Origin of the sequence: Burkholderia sp. BCC0322, assembly GCF_902833045.1 — a bacterium.
GTDB lineage: Bacteria > Pseudomonadota > Gammaproteobacteria > Burkholderiales > Burkholderiaceae > Burkholderia.
Map to the genome: position 1 here is coordinate 208420 of NZ_CADFDU010000011.1, position 16793 is coordinate 225212.

The following is a 16793-nucleotide window of genomic DNA, read 5'->3' on the forward strand; positions in this document are numbered from 1 at the left end:
ATTAATATGAACGACCTCGTTTCGCAGCTACACTCGAATCATCACCGTTCGACCGCAAAGCATGGCGGCGTCGGCGCAACCGCGCGGCCGCCCCTGGAGACTGGAGACATCACATGGCCTTGCCCACCGTCCTGCAGAACCTGACGCTGCCCGTCATCGCGTCGCCGATGTTCATCGTCAGCTACCCCGAACTCGTGCTCGCGCAATGCAAGGCGGGCATCGTCGGTTCGTTCCCGGCGCTCAACGCCCGTCCGGCCGAGCTGCTCGACGAGTGGCTCACGCAGATCCAGTCCGAGCTCGCCGACCACCAGGCAAACAATCCCGACGCGGTGATCGGCCCGATCGCGGTCAACCAGATCGTCCACCAGTCGAATGCGCGGCTCGAACACGACGTGCGCGTGTGCGTCGAGCACAAGGTGCCGATCTTCATCACGAGCCTGCGCGCACCGGCGCGCGAGATCGTCGACGCGGTGCACAGCTACGGCGGCATCGTGCTGCACGACGTGATCAATCTGCGTCATGCGCAGAAGGCGCTCGAAGCCGGTGTCGACGGGCTGATCCTCGTCGCGGCCGGCGCAGGCGGCCATGCGGGCACGACGTCGCCGTTCGCGCTCGTCGGCGAAGTCCGCAAGATCTTCGACGGCCCGATCGTGCTGTCCGGCTCGATCGCGAACGGCGGCTCGATCCTGGCGGCGCAGGCAATGGGCGCCGACTTCGCGTACATGGGCACGCGCTTCATCGCGACGCAGGAAGCGCACGCGGTCGAGGACTACAAGCGCGCGATCGTCAACGCGAAATCGTCGGACATCATCTACACGAACCTCTTCACGGGCGTGCACGGCAACTACATCCGCGAGAGCATCGAGAAGGCCGGCCTCGATCCGGAGGCGCTGCCGGAATCCGACAAGACCAAGATGAATTTCGGCAGCGACAAGACGAAGGCGTGGAAGGACATCTGGGGCGCCGGCCAGGGCGTCGGCCTGATGGACGACCTGCCGAGCGTGGGCGCGCTCGTCGAACGCCTGAAGCGCGAGTACGACGACGCGAAGGCGCGGCTCGGCATCCCGCGCTGACGGATGCGGCGGCCATCGCGGCCGCCGCCGGCGCGAGTTCCATCCGACAAAACAAAAAGCGCGAACCGAAGCGGTTCGCGCTTTTTTATTGCCCCGCTTCCGCGGGAAAGACGGCTCAGACCGCGCGCTTCATCCGCGTCATCGGCAGCACGCGCAGGCGCGATTCGATCGACGGGCACAGCGACTGCCCTTCGAAACGCGCCGCCAGGAAGTCGACGAACGAACGCACCTTCGCGGACACGTGACGACGGCTCGCGTAGACCGCATAGATCGGCGCCTCGTGCGGCGGCACCGCATCGAGCAGCACCGGCACGAGCCGGCCGGACTCGATGTCGTCGCCGACCACCTCGGTGCCGAGCAGCGCGATGCCCGCGCCCGCGAGCACGGCCGCACGCAGCCCTTCGAGATGATTCACGATCAGGTTGCCGTTGAGGTTCACGCGCGACGCGGCGGCCGCATCGATCACCAGCGAGTCGAGCATCGTCGAATTCGAGTCGCGCCGCAGATAGTTGTGGTGCGCGAGATCGGCGATCGTCGCGGGCGTGCCGTGCTTTTCGAGATACTCGGGCGACGCGACCAGCAGGATGTGCGCGGTCGCGATCTGCCGCGCGACCAGCGACGACGATTTCAATCCGTTCGGCGCCGCACGTACCGCGACGTCGTAGCCTTCCTCGATCAGGTCGACCACGCGATCGGACAGCGTCATGTCGACGGTCACGTCCGGGAACCGGCCCGCATAATCGGTGACGGCCTGCATCACGTGCCGCAGCCCGAACGCCGATAGCGACGTCACGCGCAGCCTGCCTTGCGGCACCACGCTCGCGGCGCCGACGGCCTGCCCGGCTTCGTCGAGTTCGGACAGCGCCTGCACGAGGCGCTCATAGTATTCGCGTCCCGCCTCGGTAGGGGCGACGCGTCGTGTCGTGCGATGCAGCAGCCGCGCACCGAGCTGCTGCTCGAGATGCATCACGTGCTTGCTCGCCATCGCAGCCGACATCTGCATGCGCTCGGCCGCGCCGACGAAGCTGCCCACTTCGACGACGTAGCGAAACACATTCATGCTGACGAGGGTATCCATCGAACTAGCTCGTAATGACGGGGGAATGGTCCAATTACGAGATAGGGTAACAAAGGCGGGGAAACAGAAAGGTCAAGAAAGGCAAAACGGCGCCGCGGGGTCGCGGCGCCGTTTTGGCGGGAAAACATGCAGCCCGGCCGCGCTTTTGGCGCGCAGCCGGCGCACCGGTCGCGCGTGCGCGTCAGAACTTCGCGCGGATGCCGGCGCCGAACGTGTTGCCGGTCGACAGGCCGCTGATGTGGTCGTTCATGTACGCAGCGTAGACGTCCGTGCGCTTGGAGAGCGGATAGTCGTAGCCGACGGCCCAGGTCTGGCGCGTCTGATCGAGACCGCCCGCATCGCGCGAGTACGCGTACGACGCCATCGCGCTGCCGACGCCGAGCGGCACCGACACGCCGCCCTGCGCGGTATTCACGTGCCAGCTGCCCGCGACCTGGTCGTTCTTCGTATACATGTACTGGCCGAACAGCTTCACGTACTTCAGGTCGTAGGTCGCGCCGACTTGCGCGATGCCCTGGCTCTTCATGCCGGCCACCAGCGCGCTCAGGTCACGCGGGCCGTTGTTGAAGTTCACGTACTGGTAGACCGCGGTCGCCGCGAACGGGCCGTTCGCATAGTTGAACTGCGCGCTCCACTTCTTCGAGCCGTTGTCGCCGGCCTGGTTGCCGAGCGCGTACATCGCGCCGAAATTCAGGCCACCGAACGACGGCGACGTGTACGACAGCGCGTTGTTCCAGCCCGAATCGCCGACGGCACCCTGGTCGCTCGGGTAGGTCGGGAACGTGCCGAGGCCGAGGAACACGTGGTACACCATCGGCGAGAAGGTGTACGAGTCGTAGAACGGGTTGAACAGGATCGTCGAAAGGAACAGGTGCGTCGTCAGGCGGCCGGCCGTCACCGTGCCGTACGGCGAATCGATGCCGACATAGGCGTTGCGTGCGAAGAACGTGTCACCCTGGAAGCGGCCGAACTGGCCGTTCTGCGCGCGGAAGAAGCTTTCCAGCGTAAAGATCGCCTTGTAGCCGTTGCCGAGATCCTCGGCGCCGTGCAAGCCCCAGTACGACGTCGACATCCCGCCGCCGCTCACGTTCCACGCGCGGTCGCTGCCCGGGAACTTGGTTGCGCCGACCCATTCGTCGACCTGACCGTAGAGCGACACGCTCGACTGTGCATGGACGGGAGCGGTAGCCGCCACGCAGGCGGCCGCGGCGATCAGCTTGACGGACGTGCGCGACGCACGGCGAGCGAGTGCTTTCATGGGATCTCCAGGTTTTGTCGAATTGTCGATAAGTGGCGCGAGCGTTGTTTTTTGGAGCCGAGTGCTTGCGTCGTATGGGGCGCAGCCATCTTTACGGATCATTCGTCCGGTCAAAATTGCGCACACTTATTGCGGGTATAGCGGCGGCATTAACTTCGCGGAATGGATGCATGGCCGGGCACCCGCCGGCGGCCCGGCGTGAACGCGGTCGCACGGCGGGACGGCAGCGTGGCGCACGCGAGCCGGGCGCGAAAGATAGCGCAATGCGACGGGAAAATCAGCGGAAATCTATGCGCGACTGTGGCGAATTCGCATCAGCCGGCGGAGGGACGAGCGCGCGTGCGCTCAGTTTCGGTAGAACGGGGAGAAAAACGGCGAGTGCGCAGGCTCTTCCTGCGAGCGGGGCGGCGGCATCGGACGTCCGCCGCGCTCCTCGTTATAACGCGCGACGTCGGCGCGGATCGACCCGGCGCGCAGCGGCACGTTGCCGCCGCCCGGCGGGCGCGGCATCTGGCGTACATCGGTGCTGATCGGGCGATACGGGCTTTGCGCGGCGTAATGGCCATACGACGGCGACGGCCGCAGCCCCCAGCGGGAGCCGTAGCCGTTCACGCCGCCGGCGCGTGCACCGGCGGGTGGCGCAGCGCGGCGCCAGACCGGCAACCCGCCAGCCGGCTGACCGTACGCACGCATGTCGCCGCCGCCGAAGCCGTGGCCACCGAACGCATGACCACCGTGGGGTGGTTGCGCGAGCGCGAGCGGCATCAGCAGCGCGCCGAGCACGCCTGCCACCCATCGTCCGATCTTCCGTTTCACCCGTTCCGTCATCGTTCAGTGCCTGTCCATGCCCGTTGCCGGCCGCTTCTGGCCGACGCAAGGCTTTCAGCAGTAATTTATGAGCGGGCCGAAAGCGTGTCGAGCCAAAAAGTGTTATGTCGCCGGCATCGGTGTAACACCATGTTACTGCTAGGTTTTTTCACTTCTGCAGGGGACCGGGACAGAACATTCTTCTGCCGTTTTGCGCATGGCCGGGCCGGTGCGGTGAGCACTATTACATGAGACTGGCTCATCAATCGATTCCCACAATGAATTTGTGTAGTGAATCGCCAACCGGGACAATGGCGCCATCCGCGCGCGCGACGCGCACCTCCGTCGTTTCCGAATCGAGTTCCCGATGGCCCGTCCCCGTTTTCTTCCCGACAACTTCACGCTCGCGCTCGTCGGCACAGTCGTGCTCGCGAGCCTCCTGCCGTGCCGCGGCCCGGCTGCCCACGCGTTCAACTGGGCGACCAACATCGCCGTCGGCCTGCTGTTCTTCCTGCACGGCGCGAAGCTGTCGCGTGAAGCCGTCGTCGCGGGCGCGACCCACTGGCGGCTGCACGCAGTCGTGCTGCTCAGCACGTTCGCGCTGTTCCCGCTGCTCGGTCTCGCGCTGAAACCCGTACTGCAGCCGCTCGTCACGCCGACGTTGTATGCGGGCGTGCTGTTCCTGTGCACGCTGCCGTCGACGGTCCAGTCGTCGATCGCGTTCACGTCGATCGCGAAGGGCAACGTGCCTGCCGCCGTGTGCGCGGCATCCGCGTCGAGCCTGCTCGGAATCTTCGTCACGCCGGCGCTCGTCGGGCTGATGATCACGTCGCAGTCGGCGGCCGCCGCGTCGCCGTGGAGCACCGTCGGCAGCATCGTGATGCAGCTGCTCGTGCCGTTCATCGCCGGCCAGTTGCTGCGGCCCGTGATCGGCGGCTGGATCGACCGCAACCGCGGCGTACTGCGCTTCGTCGACCAGGGTTCGATCCTGCTCGTGGTCTACGTCGCGTTCAGCGAGGCCGTCAACGAAGGCCTGTGGCACCAGATCCCGCCGCGTGCGCTCGGCGGCCTGCTGGTCGTCAACGTCGTGCTGCTCGCGATCGCGCTGCTGCTGACCGCGTTCGTCAGCAAACGGCTCGGCTTCAACCGCGCCGACCAGATCACGATCATCTTCTGCGGATCGAAGAAGAGCCTCGCGGCCGGCGTGCCGATGGCGAAGGTGATCTTCTCGGCAAACGCGGTCGGCGCGATCGTGCTGCCGTTGATGCTGTTCCACCAGATTCAGCTGATGGCGTGCGCGGCACTCGCGCAGCGTTGGGGCGCGCGCGACTTGAGCGGCGAGCACGACGAGGGCGACGCGACATCGGCGCCGGGCGCGCTGAGCGCGGGCAAGCGCTGACGATCCGCGCGGCGGGACGGCCATCGAGTGGCGCCGTCCCGACGTTCTCGCGTTCTCGCGTTCTCGAGCTCCGGGCCCCGGGTTCCGGGTTCCCGCCACACCACCACACCGCCCTTCCAAATGCGCACCGATGCGCCCCAGGCGCGATGCACCAGCAGCGCCCATCGTGTCACGAAATCTTCATTCAATTATCCGCGAGCGGTGCCGTTAAGTCGGTCGTCCCGTCGATCCGGCTGTCCTCGCCCATGCCTGCGCCCCACTCCGACTCCGCTGCCGCCAGCATCACGCGCCTGATCGCGGATCGCGCGCTCGCCGCCGTGTTCCAGCCGATCGTCGATCTCGGGTCGGGAACGGTCGTCGGATACGAGGGCCTGATACGCGGCCCGAGCGGCACCGACCTCGAGCCGCCCGCCGCGCTGTTCGCGCAGGCCGCGCGCGAAGGCGAAACCATCGCGCTCGAACAGGCAGCCGCACTCACCTGCCTCGACGCGTTCGCGGCGCTCGGCTGCGACGGCAAGCTGTTCCTCAATTTCAGCGCGGGCACGATCCTGCAGCTCGCGCGCGAACGCGAGCGCGTACGCCAGCGCCTCGTCCGCGCGCGGATCGGCGCCGAGCGCATCGTGATCGAGCTGACCGAACAGAACGCGACGACGGACATCGCCCAGATCGGGCCGGCCGTCGCGTCGCTGCGCGACGCCGGCATCCAGTTCGCGCTCGACGACTACGGCACCGCGAACGCGAGCATGAACCTGTGGCTGCGCCTGCACCCGGACGTCGTGAAGATCGACCGCTTCTTCATCCACGACATCGCCCGCGACCCGCTCAAGTTCGAAGCCGTGAAGGCGATGCAGCACTTCGCGCAGGCGAGCGGCGCGCAACTGATCGCCGAAGGCATCGAGAACGAATGCGACCTGATCGTCGTGCGCGACATGGGCATCTGTTGCGTACAGGGCTTCCTGCTCGGCCGGCCGAACGCGCAGCCGTCGCGGGTCGTCGCGCCGGCCGCGCGCGATGCGATCCGCGCGCCGCACATCGCGGCGTTTCCCGGCGCGACGCGCTCGGTGCGGCCGGCCGGCACGATCGCCGGGAAGATGCTGGTGCCGGCGCCGGCGCTGCCGCGCGACGCGACCAGCAACGACGTGCTCGAGCTGTTCAACCGAATGCCCGACCTGCATGCGGTCGCGCTCGTCGAACGCGGGCGGCCCGTCGCGCTCGTGAATCGGCGCGGCTTCATCGACCGCTTCGCGCTGCCGTACCACCGCGAGGTGTTCGGGAAGAAGCCGTGCCTCCAGTTCGCGAACGACGCACCGCTGATGATCGACAACGCGACGACGTTCGAGGAGCTCGCGACGCTGCTCGCGAGCCACGACCAGCGCTATCTCGCGGACGGCTTCGTGATCACCGAACACGGCCGTTACGTCGGGCTCGGCACCGGCGAGAGCCTCGTTCGCACGGTGACCGAGATGCGCATCGAGGCCGCGCGCTACGCGAATCCGCTGACGTTCCTGCCCGGCAACATCCCGATCAGCGCGCACATCGACCGCCTGCTCCAGCGCGACGCGGGCTTTCATGCGTGCTACGTCGACCTGAACCAGTTCAAGCCGTTCAACGACCAGTACGGTTACTGGCAGGGCGACGAGGTGCTGAAGTTCGCGGCGACGGTGCTGGCCGGCGTGTGCGACCCGCAGCGCGACTTTCTCGGGCACGTCGGCGGCGACGATTTCCTCGTGCTGTTCCAGCGCGCCGACTGGCGCGAGCGCGCCGCCGACGCGATCGCCCGCTTCAACGACGGCGCGCAGCTGTTCTACACGCAGGCCGACCGGCAGGCAGGCGGGCTGCACGGCGAGGACCGCCACGGCAATCCGGCGTTCTTCGGCTTCGTGACGATGGCGATCGGCGCGGTCGGCGTGCCGGCCGGCGCGCACGGCGCGAAGCGCTACGGCAGCGACGAGATCGCGTCGGTCGCGGCGCTCGCGAAGCGGCGCGCGAAACAGCAGCCGGACGGGCTCGCGGTCGTCGACCTCGATGCGGGGCGCGCCGCGCTGCGCCATCGCGGCGCGCCGCCGGCCGTGGCGATACGCTGAACGACGGACGGCCGGCGTTTGCACGCCCGGCGGCGCCCGGTGCAGCGGGGGCGCGCCTGCGCCGGTCAAGCAGCCAGACCGTTAGCTGCACGCCAACTTCCTGGTGGTCGGCGGAGGCAGTCGGGCACCGTTCGCGCGGACGCGTGAAGCCAGTCCGTTTGCCCCCGTCCCGCTCGCCAGGCACCCGCACGCCCACCTTGCCTTTTTCGCGCTTTGTTTAGTATTTTTAGTAACGGCGTTTTCGCAGATTAGCGCTTAAAAACCGGGAATTCACGGGTATTCCCCGGTTATCCGGCCCGAATTCCGCGATACGTTTTACTATACAATCGCTTTTACCCTAAACAAACCAGACCCCGAACGATGGGTACGACCATTCGCGATGTGGCGCGGGCGGCAGAGGTTTCGATCGGCACCGTCTCCCGCGCGCTGAAAAACCAGCCGGGCCTGTCCGAAGCGACGCGTGCGCGCATCGTCGAGATCGCGCAGCGGCTCGGCTACGATCCCGCGCAGTTGCGGCCGCGCATCCGCCGGCTCACCTTCCTGCTGCACCGCCAGCACAACCGCTTTCCGGCCAGCCCGTTCTTCTCGCACGTGCTGCACGGCGTCGAGGACGCGTGCCGCGAGCGCGGCATCGTGCCGACGCTGCTCACGGTCGGCCCGAACGACGACGTGCTGCGCCAGATGCGCCCGCACGCGCCCGACGCGATCGCGGTGGCCGGCTTCATCGAGCCGGAAACGATCGAGGCGCTCGCCGCGACCGGCCGGCCGCTCGTGCTGATCGACCTGTGGGCGCCCGGGCTGCGCTCGGTGAACATCGACAACGCGACGGGCGCGGCGCTCGCGATGCGCCACCTGCTCGCCACCGGCCGCACGCGGATCGCGTTCATCGGCGGCTCGCCCGCGCACTACAGCATCGCGCAGCGCGCGATCGGCTACCGGCGCGCGTTCTTCGAGGCCGGGCGGCTGTTCGATCCCGCTTACGAAGTGACGATCGATGCAGGGCTCGATCCCGACACCGGCGCCGCGCGTGCGATGGAGCAACTGCTCGACGCGCCGGGCCCGCGCCCGGAAGCCGTCTTCGCGTACAACGACGCGGCCGCGCTCGCCGCGCAGCGCGTCTGCACCGCACGCGGGCTCAGCATTCCCGACGACATCGCGATCGTCGGCTTCGACAACATCCCGGCCGCCGCGCACGCGAGCCCGCCGCTCACGACGCTCGCGGTCGACAAGGAAGCGCTCGGCCGCCGCGGCGTCGAGCTGCTGCTCGCGGAAGCGCCCGAGCGCACCGAGATTTCCCTGCCCGTCGAGCTGATCGTGCGGGCCAGCAGTCAGCCCGCCGGCTCCCCGGCACTCGATACCGCCACGGCCACCGAATCATCATGAACATGCCCCCGGTCCAACCCTGCACGGCCGCGCCGGCCGCCCACACGCAAGCCGCGCCGTTCGTCGCGAGTTTCCGCGATCCGTCGTTCCTGCTGTCGCACATCGAGGACACGCTGCGCTTCTACGCTACGAACGCGTTCGACCCGACGGGCGGCTTCCATCACTACTTCCGCGACGACGGCAGCCTCTACAACCGCACGTCGCGCCACCTCGTCAGCAGTTGCCGGTTCGTCTTCAACTACGCGATGGCGTACCGGCATTTCGGCGATCCGCGCCACCTGGAATATGCGCGCCACGGGCTGCGCTTCCTGCGCGACGCGCACTGGGACGACGAACTGCAGGGCTACGACTGGGAACTCGACTGGCGCGACGGCGCGAAGCGCGCGACGCTCGACGGCACGCGCCACTGCTACGGGCTCGCGTTCGTGCTGCTGGCGGCCGCGCACGCGACGATGGCCGGCATCGACGAGGCGCGCGCGCTGATCGCGGCGACCTACGAGCTGGCCGAGCACCGCTTCTGGGACGCGGCCGCGGGCCTGTATGCGGACGACGCGACGCCGAACTGGACCGTGTCGTCGTACCGCGGCCAGAACGCGAACATGCACATGACGGAGGCGCTGCTCGCGGCCTACGAGGCAACCGGCCACCTCACGTACCTCGATCGCGCGGAAAAGCTCGCAAGTCACGTCACACAGCGCCAGGCCGCGCTGTCGGGCGGGCTCGTATGGGAGCACTACCACGCGGACTGGTCGGTCGACTGGGACTACAACAAGGAAGACAGCTCGAACATCTTCCGTCCGTGGGGCTTCCAACCCGGGCACCAGACCGAATGGGCGAAGCTGCTGCTGATCCTCGAGCGGCACCGCCCGCTCGACTGGCTCGTGCCGCGCGCGACCGAACTGTTCGACGCGGCGCTCGCGCACGCATGGGACGCCGATCACGGCGGCCTGTGCTACGGCTTCGGCCCCGACTTCACGATCTGCGACCACAACAAGTATTTCTGGGTGCAGGCGGAAACCTTCGCGGCGGCGGCAATGCTCGGCGCGCGCACCGGCAGCGAGCGCTTCTGGGACTGGTACGACGAGATCTGGCGCTACAGCTGGGCGCATTTCGTCGATCACCGCTACGGCGCGTGGTACCGGATCCTCACCTGCGACAACCGCAAGTACAGCGACGAGAAGAGCCCGGCCGGCAAGACCGACTACCACACGATGGGCGCATGCTACGACGTGCTCGCGACCCTTGCGCGCGCACAGCGCAGCGAGCCGACGCAATGAGCGGCGGGACGTTTCCGGCTTTCGTGTCGGCGGGCGACATCCTGACCGACATGGTGCGTGCGGGCGACGCGCAATGGACCTCGGTGCCGGGCGGCGCCGGCTGGAACGTCGCGCGCGCGGTTGCGCGGCTCGGCGTGTCGAGCGCGCTCGCGGGCTCGATCGGCGAAGACTGCTTCTCCGACGTGCTGTGGCGCGCAAGCGAAGCGGCCGGGCTCGACCTGCGCTTCCTGCAGCGCGTCGCACGGCCGCCGCTGCTCGCGATCGTCCACGAGACCCGTCCGCCCGCGTACTTCTTCATCGGCGAAGCGAGCGCCGATCTCGCGTTCGATCCGGCGCGGCTGCCGGCCGGTTGGACCGGCCACGTGAAATGGGCGCATTTCGGCTGCATCAGCCTCGTGCGCGAACCGCTCGCGGGCACGCTGGCCGCGCTCGCGGCCGACCTGCACGCGCGCGGCGTGAAGATCAGCTTCGACCCGAACGTCCGGAACCTGATGACGGCCGCGTACCGGCCGACGCTGGAAAAGATGGCCGCGCTCGCCGACCTGATCAAGGTGTCCGACGAAGACCTGCGGCACCTGTTCGGCGGCGACGGCCCCGACGCGATCGGCGCGGTGCGCGCGCTGAACCCGCACGCGGCGGTGCTCGTCACGCGCGGCGCGCAGGCGGCGACGCTCTACGCGGACGGCGACGTGCACGAAGCCAGCCCGCCGCGCGTCGAGGTGGCCGACACGGTTGGCGCGGGCGACGCGTCGATCGGCGGCATGCTGTTCAGCCTGATGGCCGCGCCGCAGCGATCGTGGCGCGAGCATCTCGCGTTCGCGCTGGCGGCGGGCGCCGCGGCGTGCCGACATACGGGCGCGCACGCGCCGACGCTCGACGAGGTCGTCGCGCTGATCGAAGGCTGACCGAGGGTCGATCGAACGCGGCCGGGCGCGCGCCGGCCGCCGTTCGGTCACCGATAAGCCGCGCTGTACATGCTGCGCCGCAGTGCTACGATGAAGTGTCCTTTTGCGGGAGAGGCACGATGGACACGAACACGTTCACGAAAGGCATCTACACGGCCAAGGCGCATACCCAGCATTCGGCCAACGGTCAGTTCCAGGGTTACGTGATCCTCTCGCGGGACGACGGAGACGACACCGAGAACACACGCTACGACGTCCACTCGACGAGCCCCAGCGAGGAGGAAGCGTTCGACGAGGCGAAGGCGCTCGCGCACCGGATCCTCGGCGAAATCGAACTGTGACGCGCACCGCGCTGTCCGACGCGGCTCAGAGCAGCCGCGCCGCCATCGATACCAGCATCGTCAGCACCAGCGTCGACATGAACGGGAACGGGTAGCGCCGCCCGCCGAGCGTCAGCGTGACGTCGCCCGGCATCCGCCCGATGCCGAGCTTGCCGAGCCACGGCCAGCAGCGCGTCAGGATCATCACCGCGACGAACGACGCCATCAGCCAGCGCAGCATGCCGGCCTCACAGGGCGTGCGAGCGGTCGCCGCGCGCGAACGCGTCGAGCGTGCCGTCGATGCCGCGCGAGAACGCGATCACCTTGAACAGCTCGCCCATCTCGGCTTCCGAGATCAGCTTCTGCACCGCGTTCGCGGCCGGCAGGAACGCGTGGATATCGGACGGATCGATCGCGGCCAGCGCGTCGGTGATGCCCGCGTTCAGCAGGAAGCGCGCCTGCGACGTGTAGCCGAGCAGGTCGGCGCCGGCGGCAATGGCCGCGTCGTGGATGCCGGTGAATTCGACGTGCGCGGTGATGTCCTGCAGCCCCGGGTAGAGGAACGGATCGTCGTGCGCGTGATGGCGGTAGTGGCACATCAGCGTGCCGCGGTCGCGCTGCGGATGGTAGTACTCGTGCGCGGGAAAGCCGTAGTCGACCAGCAGCACCGCGCCGCGCCCGAGCATCGCGCAGACGGTGCGCGTGAACGCCAGCGCGGCCTCGTGCGTCTCGGTCACGTAGCCGTCGGCGACATCGGCGGTGAGCCCCGCGAGCACCGGCGGCTGGCTGGCCGGCGCGGCGGGCCGGTCCTCGAACACGAATGCCTGCCGCGCGTCGAGCGCGACGCCGCGCTCGTGCCACGCACCGCCCGCCTTCGCGAACAGCCGCACGGGCATCGCATCGAGCACCTCGTTGCCGACGACGACGCCGTCGAACCGCTCGGGCAGCGCGCCGAGCCAGCGCACCTTCGCGGCAAGCGCCGGTGCGGCGGCCGTGATCGTGTCGCGCTGCCGTTCGCGCAGCTCGCCGGACAGGTCGACGATCAGGTATTCGTCGAGCCCGGCGCCGAGCGCGTCGAGCGCCGCGAGCAGCCCGGCCGCGAGCTTGCCGGTGCCGGCGCCGAATTCCATCACGCGACGCGTGCCGCTCGCCGCGAGCGCTTGCGCGACCGGTTGCGCGAGCGTCTGCGCGAACAGCGGCGACAGCTCGGGCGCGGTGACGAAGTCGCTGCCGTCGTCGGCGCGACGCCCGAACTTGCGCGCGCCGCCGCTGTAATAGCCGAGGCCGGGCGCATACAGCGCGCGCTCCATGAAGCGGTCGAACGGCAGCCAGCCGCCGGCAGCCGCGATCTCGTCGCGCAGTTGCGCGGCAAGGGTTTCGGACTGCGCAAGCGCGTCAGGGCCGGGAGCGGGTAAACTAGCGGGTTCGTGAGCTTTCGGGTTCATCCCGGCATTGTAAATGACCGTTTCAGCCGATACGTCGACCCAGCGCGTGGCGCTCGTCACAGGTGCCTTGGGCAGCGCGGCCGACGCCGCGTCGATCGGTCGCGCGCTCGCGACGGGATTCGCCCGGCGCGGCTGGGACGTCGCGCTGCAGTTCAGCCACGGCACGCCGCATGCGGCGGCCGACGCACTCGTCGCCGAAGTCGCGGCGCTCGGCCGCCGCGCGGTCGTGCTCGACGCCGATCTGGCCCTGGAAGCCGACGCCGCCGGACTCGTCGCCGCGTGCGGTGCGGCGCTCGGCCGGCCCGCGTGCGCGGTGTTCGTGAGCGCCAGCGCAGGCGCCGACGATGCCCATACGGTGGACGGCGCGGCGCTCGCCGGCGCACTCGCGCGCAACGTGACGGCCCCGCTCGCGCTGGCCCGCGCGCTTGCCGATGCGACGCCCGACGCCGCGCGCGAGCACGAAGCGCTGCGCGCCTGCGCGATCCACGTGCTGGATCAGGCACTGTTTCACCCTGCGCCGGCGCAGATGTCGCACGCGCTGATGCAGGCCGCGCTGAACCGCGCGACGTCGGCGCTGGCGCTGGCGCTCGCGCCGAAGGTGCGGGTCGCGGCGCTCGTGCGCGGCCACGCGCCGCATGCGGACGACATCGCGGCGGCCGCCTGCTATCTCGCGAGCGCACCGGGCGTCACCGGCGCGACGCTGACCGTCGACGGCGGCGAGCACCTCGTGCCGCCTGCCGCCGGCCCGAATGAATGAACTGCGCGGATCGCGCGGCCTGACTGCCGCCGCCCGCGCCGCTTTGCGTGTGCGCACGCCAATTTGACTGGGACGACCATGTTTTCCGCTCTCCTGCACCCCCGCCTCGCGGACTGCCGCAGGCTCTACCTGCGCGACTACGAAGTGCACATCAACATCGGTGCCTTCGAACACGAGAAGCGCGGCGAGCAGCGCGTCGTCATCAATGTCGACCTGTTCGTGCCGCTCGCGCTGTCCACCCCCGTCGACGACCGGCTGCACGAAATCGTCGACTACGATCTGATGAAGCAGAGCGTCACGCAATGCCTGGCGCGCGGCCACATCCACCTGCAGGAAACGCTGTGCGACGCGATCGCCGCGCGCCTGCTGGCGCACGATGCCGTGCGCGCGGTACGCGTCTGTACCGAGAAACCGGACGCTTATCCGGACTGCGACGCCGTCGGCGTCGAAGTCTTTCGCATCAAGGACGAGGAGCGCGCATGAACGCCCCCCACACGAATGACACGGCGGCCGATGCCGCCACCCTCGACGCGACCGCCGCCCCGGCCGCCCGCCCGGTGCTGACGCGCCGCGAACAGAAGGACGCGTACGAGAACAACAAGCTGTTCAAGCGGATCGTGCGCCAGGTCGGCCAGGCGATCGGCGACTTCAACATGATCGAGCAAGGCGACAAGGTGATGGTCTGCCTGTCGGGCGGCAAGGACAGCTATGCGATGCTCGACGTGCTGCTGCGCCTGCGCGAGCGCGCGCCGATCGACTTCGACATCGTCGCGGTGAACCTCGACCAGAAGCAGCCGGGCTTCCCCGAGCACGTGCTGCCGGAATACCTGAAGCAGGTCGGCGTGCCGTTCCACATCGAGAACCAGGACACCTACAGCATCGTGAAGCGGCTCGTGCCCGAGGGCAAGACGACCTGCTCGCTGTGCTCGCGGCTGCGCCGCGGGATCCTGTACCGCGTGGCCGGCGAGCTCGGCGCGACCAAGATCGCGCTCGGCCACCACCGCGACGACATCGTGCAGACGCTGCTGCTCAACATGTTCTACGGCGGCAAGCTGAAGGGAATGCCGCCGAAGCTGCAGTCGGATGACGGCAAGAACATCGTGATCCGCCCGCTCGCGTACGTGAAGGAAACCGATCTGGAGAAATACGCGGAACTGCGCGAATTCCCGATCATCCCGTGCAACCTGTGCGGCAGCCAGCCGAACCTGAAGCGCGCGGAAATGAAAGCGCTGATCCGCGAATGGGACAAGCGCTTCCCGGGCCGCGTCGACAACATGTTCAACGCGCTCGCGAAGGTCGTGCCGTCGCACCTGATGGACACGACGCTGTACCCGTTCCAGTCGCTGCGCGCGACAGGCGTTGCCGACCCGCAGGGCGACATCGCGTTCGACGAGGAACCGTGCGCGTCGGGCGACGACAGCGCCGCACCGGGTGGCGCCCGGCCGATCTCGATCGTCCAGTTCGACGACCTGTAAGCAGGGCCCGAACACCTGCCGGAACGGGGCCGCAACGCCTCTTTCCGGCGCTGTCGCCCCGCCGCGACAGGCCCGGAACGGCGGGGGCCGCATGCTAAAATGGACGGCTTCGAACTCCTCTGACAAGCTGGCGCCATGAATATCGTGATTTTGGCGGCAGGCACCGGCAAGCGCATGCGTTCCGCGCTGCCGAAAGTGCTTCACCCCCTGGCCGGCAGGCCGCTCCTCTCCCACGTCATCGACACCGCGCGCACGCTGCAACCGTCCCGGCTCGTCGTCGTCGTCGGGCACGGCGGCGAGCAGGTCCAGGCCGCCGTCGCCGCACCCGACGTCCAGTTCGCGGTGCAGGCCGAGCAGCTCGGCACCGGCCACGCGGTGCGCCAGGCGCTACCGCTCCTCGATCCCGCGCAACCGACGCTCGTGCTGTACGGCGACGTGCCGCTCACCCGCGCATCGACGCTGCAACGCCTCGTCGACGCCGCGCGCGAAGGCCGCTACGGGATCCTGACGGTCACGCTCGACGATCCGACCGGCTACGGCCGCATCGTGCGCGACGCGGCCGGCTTCGTCACGCGCATCGTCGAACAGAAGGATGCGTCGCCCGAACAGCTGAAGATCGCCGAGATCAACACCGGCATCATCGTCACGCCCACGGCCCAGCTGTCGATGTGGCTCGGCGCGCTGAAGAACGAGAACGCGCAGGGCGAGTACTACCTGACCGACGTCGTCGAACTCGCGATCGAGGCCGGTTTCGAGGTCGTCACCGCGCAGCCCGACGAGGAATGGGAAACGCTCGGCGTGAACAGCAAGGCGCAGCTCGCCGAGCTCGAACGCATCCACCAGCGCAATATCGCCGACGCGCTGCTCGTCGACGGCGTCACGCTCGCCGATCCGGCGCGCGTCGACGTGCGCGGCACGCTGCGCTGCGGCCGCGACGTGTCGATCGACGTGAACTGCGTGTTCGAAGGCAACGTGACGCTCGCCGACAACGTGACGATCGGCGCGAACTGCGTGATCCGCAACGCGTCGGTCGGCGCAGGCACGCGCATCGACGCATTCACGCACATCGACGGCGCCGAGCTCGGCGCGCACACCGTGATCGGCCCGTACGCACGGCTGCGCCCCGGCACGCAACTCGCGGACGAAGCGCACGTCGGCAACTTCGTCGAGGTGAAGAACGCGGTGATCGGCCACGGCTCGAAGGCAAACCACCTCACGTACATCGGCGACGCCGACATCGGCGCGCGCGTGAACATCGGCGCGGGCACGATCACCTGCAACTACGACGGCGCGAACAAGTTCCGCACCGTGATCGAGGACGACGTGTTCGTCGGCTCCGATACGCAGCTCGTCGCGCCCGTGCGGGTCGGCCGCGGCGTGACGATTGCCGCCGGCACGACGATCTGGAAGGACGTGGCCGACGGCCTGCTCGCGTTGAACGAGAAGACCCAGACCGCGAAGAGCGGCTATGTCCGCCCGGTCAAGAAGAAAACTTAACATCACGCGGGTGCCATGAGGCGCCCGCTTCCATA

Annotated in this window: 16 protein-coding genes; 11 read left to right on the plus strand and 5 right to left on the minus strand. The window is 68.6% G+C overall.

Annotated elements, in window-relative coordinates:
* Window positions 1-113: 113 nt before the first annotated feature.
* On the plus strand, window positions 114-1073 hold the full coding sequence (locus tag HWX39_RS26910; protein WP_175970786.1) for a nitronate monooxygenase family protein: 960 nt from the start codon (window positions 114-116) through the stop codon (window positions 1071-1073).
* A 115-nt stretch (window positions 1074-1188) separates the two neighbouring features.
* Here HWX39_RS26910 and HWX39_RS26915 read toward each other — a convergent pair whose 3' ends face one another.
* The 3 genes from HWX39_RS26915 to HWX39_RS26925 all read right to left on the minus strand — a co-directional run bounded on the left by HWX39_RS26915 (window position 1189) and on the right by HWX39_RS26925 (window position 4237).
* On the minus strand, window positions 1189-2151 hold the full coding sequence (locus tag HWX39_RS26915; RefSeq protein ID WP_175951356.1) for a LysR family transcriptional regulator: 963 nt from the start codon (window positions 2149-2151) through the stop codon (window positions 1189-1191).
* Between the two features lie 181 nt (window positions 2152-2332).
* Window positions 2333-3409: a porin gene (locus HWX39_RS26920; protein WP_175970787.1), complete on the minus strand. Its 1077-nt coding sequence runs from the start codon at window positions 3407-3409 to the stop codon at window positions 2333-2335.
* 345 nt (window positions 3410-3754) lie between these two features.
* Window positions 3755-4237 carry a peptide-binding protein gene (locus HWX39_RS26925; RefSeq protein WP_175970788.1) on the minus strand — a complete coding sequence of 161 codons (483 nt, stop codon included), beginning with the start codon at window positions 4235-4237 and terminating at the stop codon, window positions 3755-3757.
* A gap of 346 nt (window positions 4238-4583) precedes the next feature.
* On the opposite strand from HWX39_RS26925, the gene HWX39_RS26930 reads away from it, so the two are divergent.
* The 6 genes from HWX39_RS26930 to HWX39_RS26955 all read left to right on the plus strand — a co-directional run bounded on the left by HWX39_RS26930 (window position 4584) and on the right by HWX39_RS26955 (window position 11605).
* Complete coding sequence (locus HWX39_RS26930) at window positions 4584-5615, plus strand: bile acid:sodium symporter family protein (protein WP_175970789.1); 1032 nt, start codon at window positions 4584-4586, stop codon at window positions 5613-5615.
* A 245-nt stretch (window positions 5616-5860) separates the two neighbouring features.
* Window positions 5861-7699, plus strand: coding sequence for a phosphodiesterase (locus HWX39_RS26935; RefSeq protein ID WP_175970790.1), 1839 nt, complete (start codon window positions 5861-5863; stop codon window positions 7697-7699).
* A gap of 360 nt (window positions 7700-8059) precedes the next feature.
* Entirely contained in the window at window positions 8060-9082 is a 1023-nt protein-coding gene (locus tag HWX39_RS26940; RefSeq protein ID WP_175970791.1) for a LacI family DNA-binding transcriptional regulator, read from the plus strand.
* On the plus strand, window positions 9079-10359 hold the full coding sequence (locus HWX39_RS26945; RefSeq protein ID WP_175970792.1) for an AGE family epimerase/isomerase: 1281 nt from the start codon (window positions 9079-9081) through the stop codon (window positions 10357-10359). Before HWX39_RS26940 ends, HWX39_RS26945 begins: the two co-directional genes overlap by 4 nt.
* Window positions 10356-11264, plus strand: a complete 909-nt coding sequence (locus tag HWX39_RS26950) for a carbohydrate kinase (protein ID WP_175970793.1) — start codon at window positions 10356-10358, stop codon at window positions 11262-11264. The genes HWX39_RS26945 and HWX39_RS26950 overlap by 4 nt, the downstream gene beginning before the upstream one ends.
* A 119-nt stretch (window positions 11265-11383) precedes the next feature.
* Window positions 11384-11605, plus strand: coding sequence for a hypothetical protein (locus HWX39_RS26955; protein ID WP_129513135.1), 222 nt, complete (start codon window positions 11384-11386; stop codon window positions 11603-11605).
* Between the two features lie 25 nt (window positions 11606-11630).
* Here the strand turns inward: HWX39_RS26955 and HWX39_RS26960 are convergent, their stop codons facing one another.
* Both HWX39_RS26960 and HWX39_RS26965 read right to left on the minus strand, forming a co-directional pair.
* Window positions 11631-11825 (minus strand): DUF2905 domain-containing protein, encoded by a 195-nt coding sequence (locus HWX39_RS26960; protein ID WP_175970794.1) that lies wholly within the window; start codon window positions 11823-11825, stop codon window positions 11631-11633.
* A 7-nt stretch (window positions 11826-11832) separates the two neighbouring features.
* A complete protein-coding gene (locus tag HWX39_RS26965) occupies window positions 11833-13029 on the minus strand; it encodes an SAM-dependent methyltransferase (protein WP_175970795.1) in 1197 nt (398 codons plus the stop codon).
* A 13-nt stretch (window positions 13030-13042) separates the two neighbouring features.
* Between HWX39_RS26965 and HWX39_RS26970 the strand changes: the two genes are divergently transcribed.
* The 4 genes from HWX39_RS26970 to glmU all read left to right on the plus strand — a co-directional run bounded on the left by HWX39_RS26970 (window position 13043) and on the right by glmU (window position 16758).
* On the plus strand, window positions 13043-13786 hold the full coding sequence (locus tag HWX39_RS26970) for an SDR family oxidoreductase (protein ID WP_175970796.1): 744 nt from the start codon (window positions 13043-13045) through the stop codon (window positions 13784-13786).
* Between the two features lie 78 nt (window positions 13787-13864).
* Window positions 13865-14269 carry a dihydroneopterin aldolase gene (locus tag HWX39_RS26975; protein ID WP_043186999.1) on the plus strand — a complete coding sequence of 135 codons (405 nt, stop codon included), beginning with the start codon at window positions 13865-13867 and terminating at the stop codon, window positions 14267-14269.
* Complete coding sequence (ttcA, locus tag HWX39_RS26980; RefSeq protein ID WP_175970797.1) at window positions 14266-15261, plus strand: tRNA 2-thiocytidine(32) synthetase TtcA; 996 nt, start codon at window positions 14266-14268, stop codon at window positions 15259-15261. Before HWX39_RS26975 ends, ttcA begins: the two co-directional genes overlap by 4 nt.
* Before the next feature lie 135 nt (window positions 15262-15396).
* Window positions 15397-16758: a bifunctional UDP-N-acetylglucosamine diphosphorylase/glucosamine-1-phosphate N-acetyltransferase GlmU gene (gene glmU / locus HWX39_RS26985; protein ID WP_175970798.1), complete on the plus strand. Its 1362-nt coding sequence runs from the start codon at window positions 15397-15399 to the stop codon at window positions 16756-16758.
* Window positions 16759-16793: the final 35 nt, after the last annotated feature.

What these genes read in the sequence shown, in the direction of transcription:
- HWX39_RS26960 (WP_175970794.1), bottom strand. Translation starts at nt 11,825, where the DNA reads ATGCTGCGCTGGCTGATGGCGTCGTTCGTCGCGGTGATGATCCTGACG.
- HWX39_RS26920 (WP_175970787.1), bottom strand. Translation starts at nt 3,409, where the DNA reads ATGAAAGCACTCGCTCGCCGTGCGTCGCGCACGTCCGTCAAGCTGATC.
- HWX39_RS26940 (WP_175970791.1), top strand. Translation starts at nt 8,060, where the DNA reads ATGGGTACGACCATTCGCGATGTGGCGCGGGCGGCAGAGGTTTCGATC.
- HWX39_RS26965 (WP_175970795.1), bottom strand. Translation starts at nt 13,029, where the DNA reads ATGAACCCGAAAGCTCACGAACCCGCTAGTTTACCCGCTCCCGGCCCT.
- HWX39_RS26910 (WP_175970786.1), top strand. Translation starts at nt 114, where the DNA reads ATGGCCTTGCCCACCGTCCTGCAGAACCTGACGCTGCCCGTCATCGCG.
- HWX39_RS26955 (WP_129513135.1), top strand. Translation starts at nt 11,384, where the DNA reads ATGGACACGAACACGTTCACGAAAGGCATCTACACGGCCAAGGCGCAT.
- ttcA (WP_175970797.1), top strand. Translation starts at nt 14,266, where the DNA reads ATGAACGCCCCCCACACGAATGACACGGCGGCCGATGCCGCCACCCTC.
- HWX39_RS26970 (WP_175970796.1), top strand. Translation starts at nt 13,043, where the DNA reads ATGACCGTTTCAGCCGATACGTCGACCCAGCGCGTGGCGCTCGTCACA.
- HWX39_RS26925 (WP_175970788.1), bottom strand. Translation starts at nt 4,237, where the DNA reads ATGACGGAACGGGTGAAACGGAAGATCGGACGATGGGTGGCAGGCGTG.
- HWX39_RS26915 (WP_175951356.1), bottom strand. Translation starts at nt 2,151, where the DNA reads ATGGATACCCTCGTCAGCATGAATGTGTTTCGCTACGTCGTCGAAGTG.
- HWX39_RS26950 (WP_175970793.1), top strand. Translation starts at nt 10,356, where the DNA reads ATGAGCGGCGGGACGTTTCCGGCTTTCGTGTCGGCGGGCGACATCCTG.
- HWX39_RS26945 (WP_175970792.1), top strand. Translation starts at nt 9,079, where the DNA reads ATGAACATGCCCCCGGTCCAACCCTGCACGGCCGCGCCGGCCGCCCAC.
- HWX39_RS26935 (WP_175970790.1), top strand. Translation starts at nt 5,861, where the DNA reads ATGCCTGCGCCCCACTCCGACTCCGCTGCCGCCAGCATCACGCGCCTG.
- HWX39_RS26930 (WP_175970789.1), top strand. Translation starts at nt 4,584, where the DNA reads ATGGCCCGTCCCCGTTTTCTTCCCGACAACTTCACGCTCGCGCTCGTC.
- HWX39_RS26975 (WP_043186999.1), top strand. Translation starts at nt 13,865, where the DNA reads ATGTTTTCCGCTCTCCTGCACCCCCGCCTCGCGGACTGCCGCAGGCTC.
- glmU (WP_175970798.1), top strand. Translation starts at nt 15,397, where the DNA reads ATGAATATCGTGATTTTGGCGGCAGGCACCGGCAAGCGCATGCGTTCC.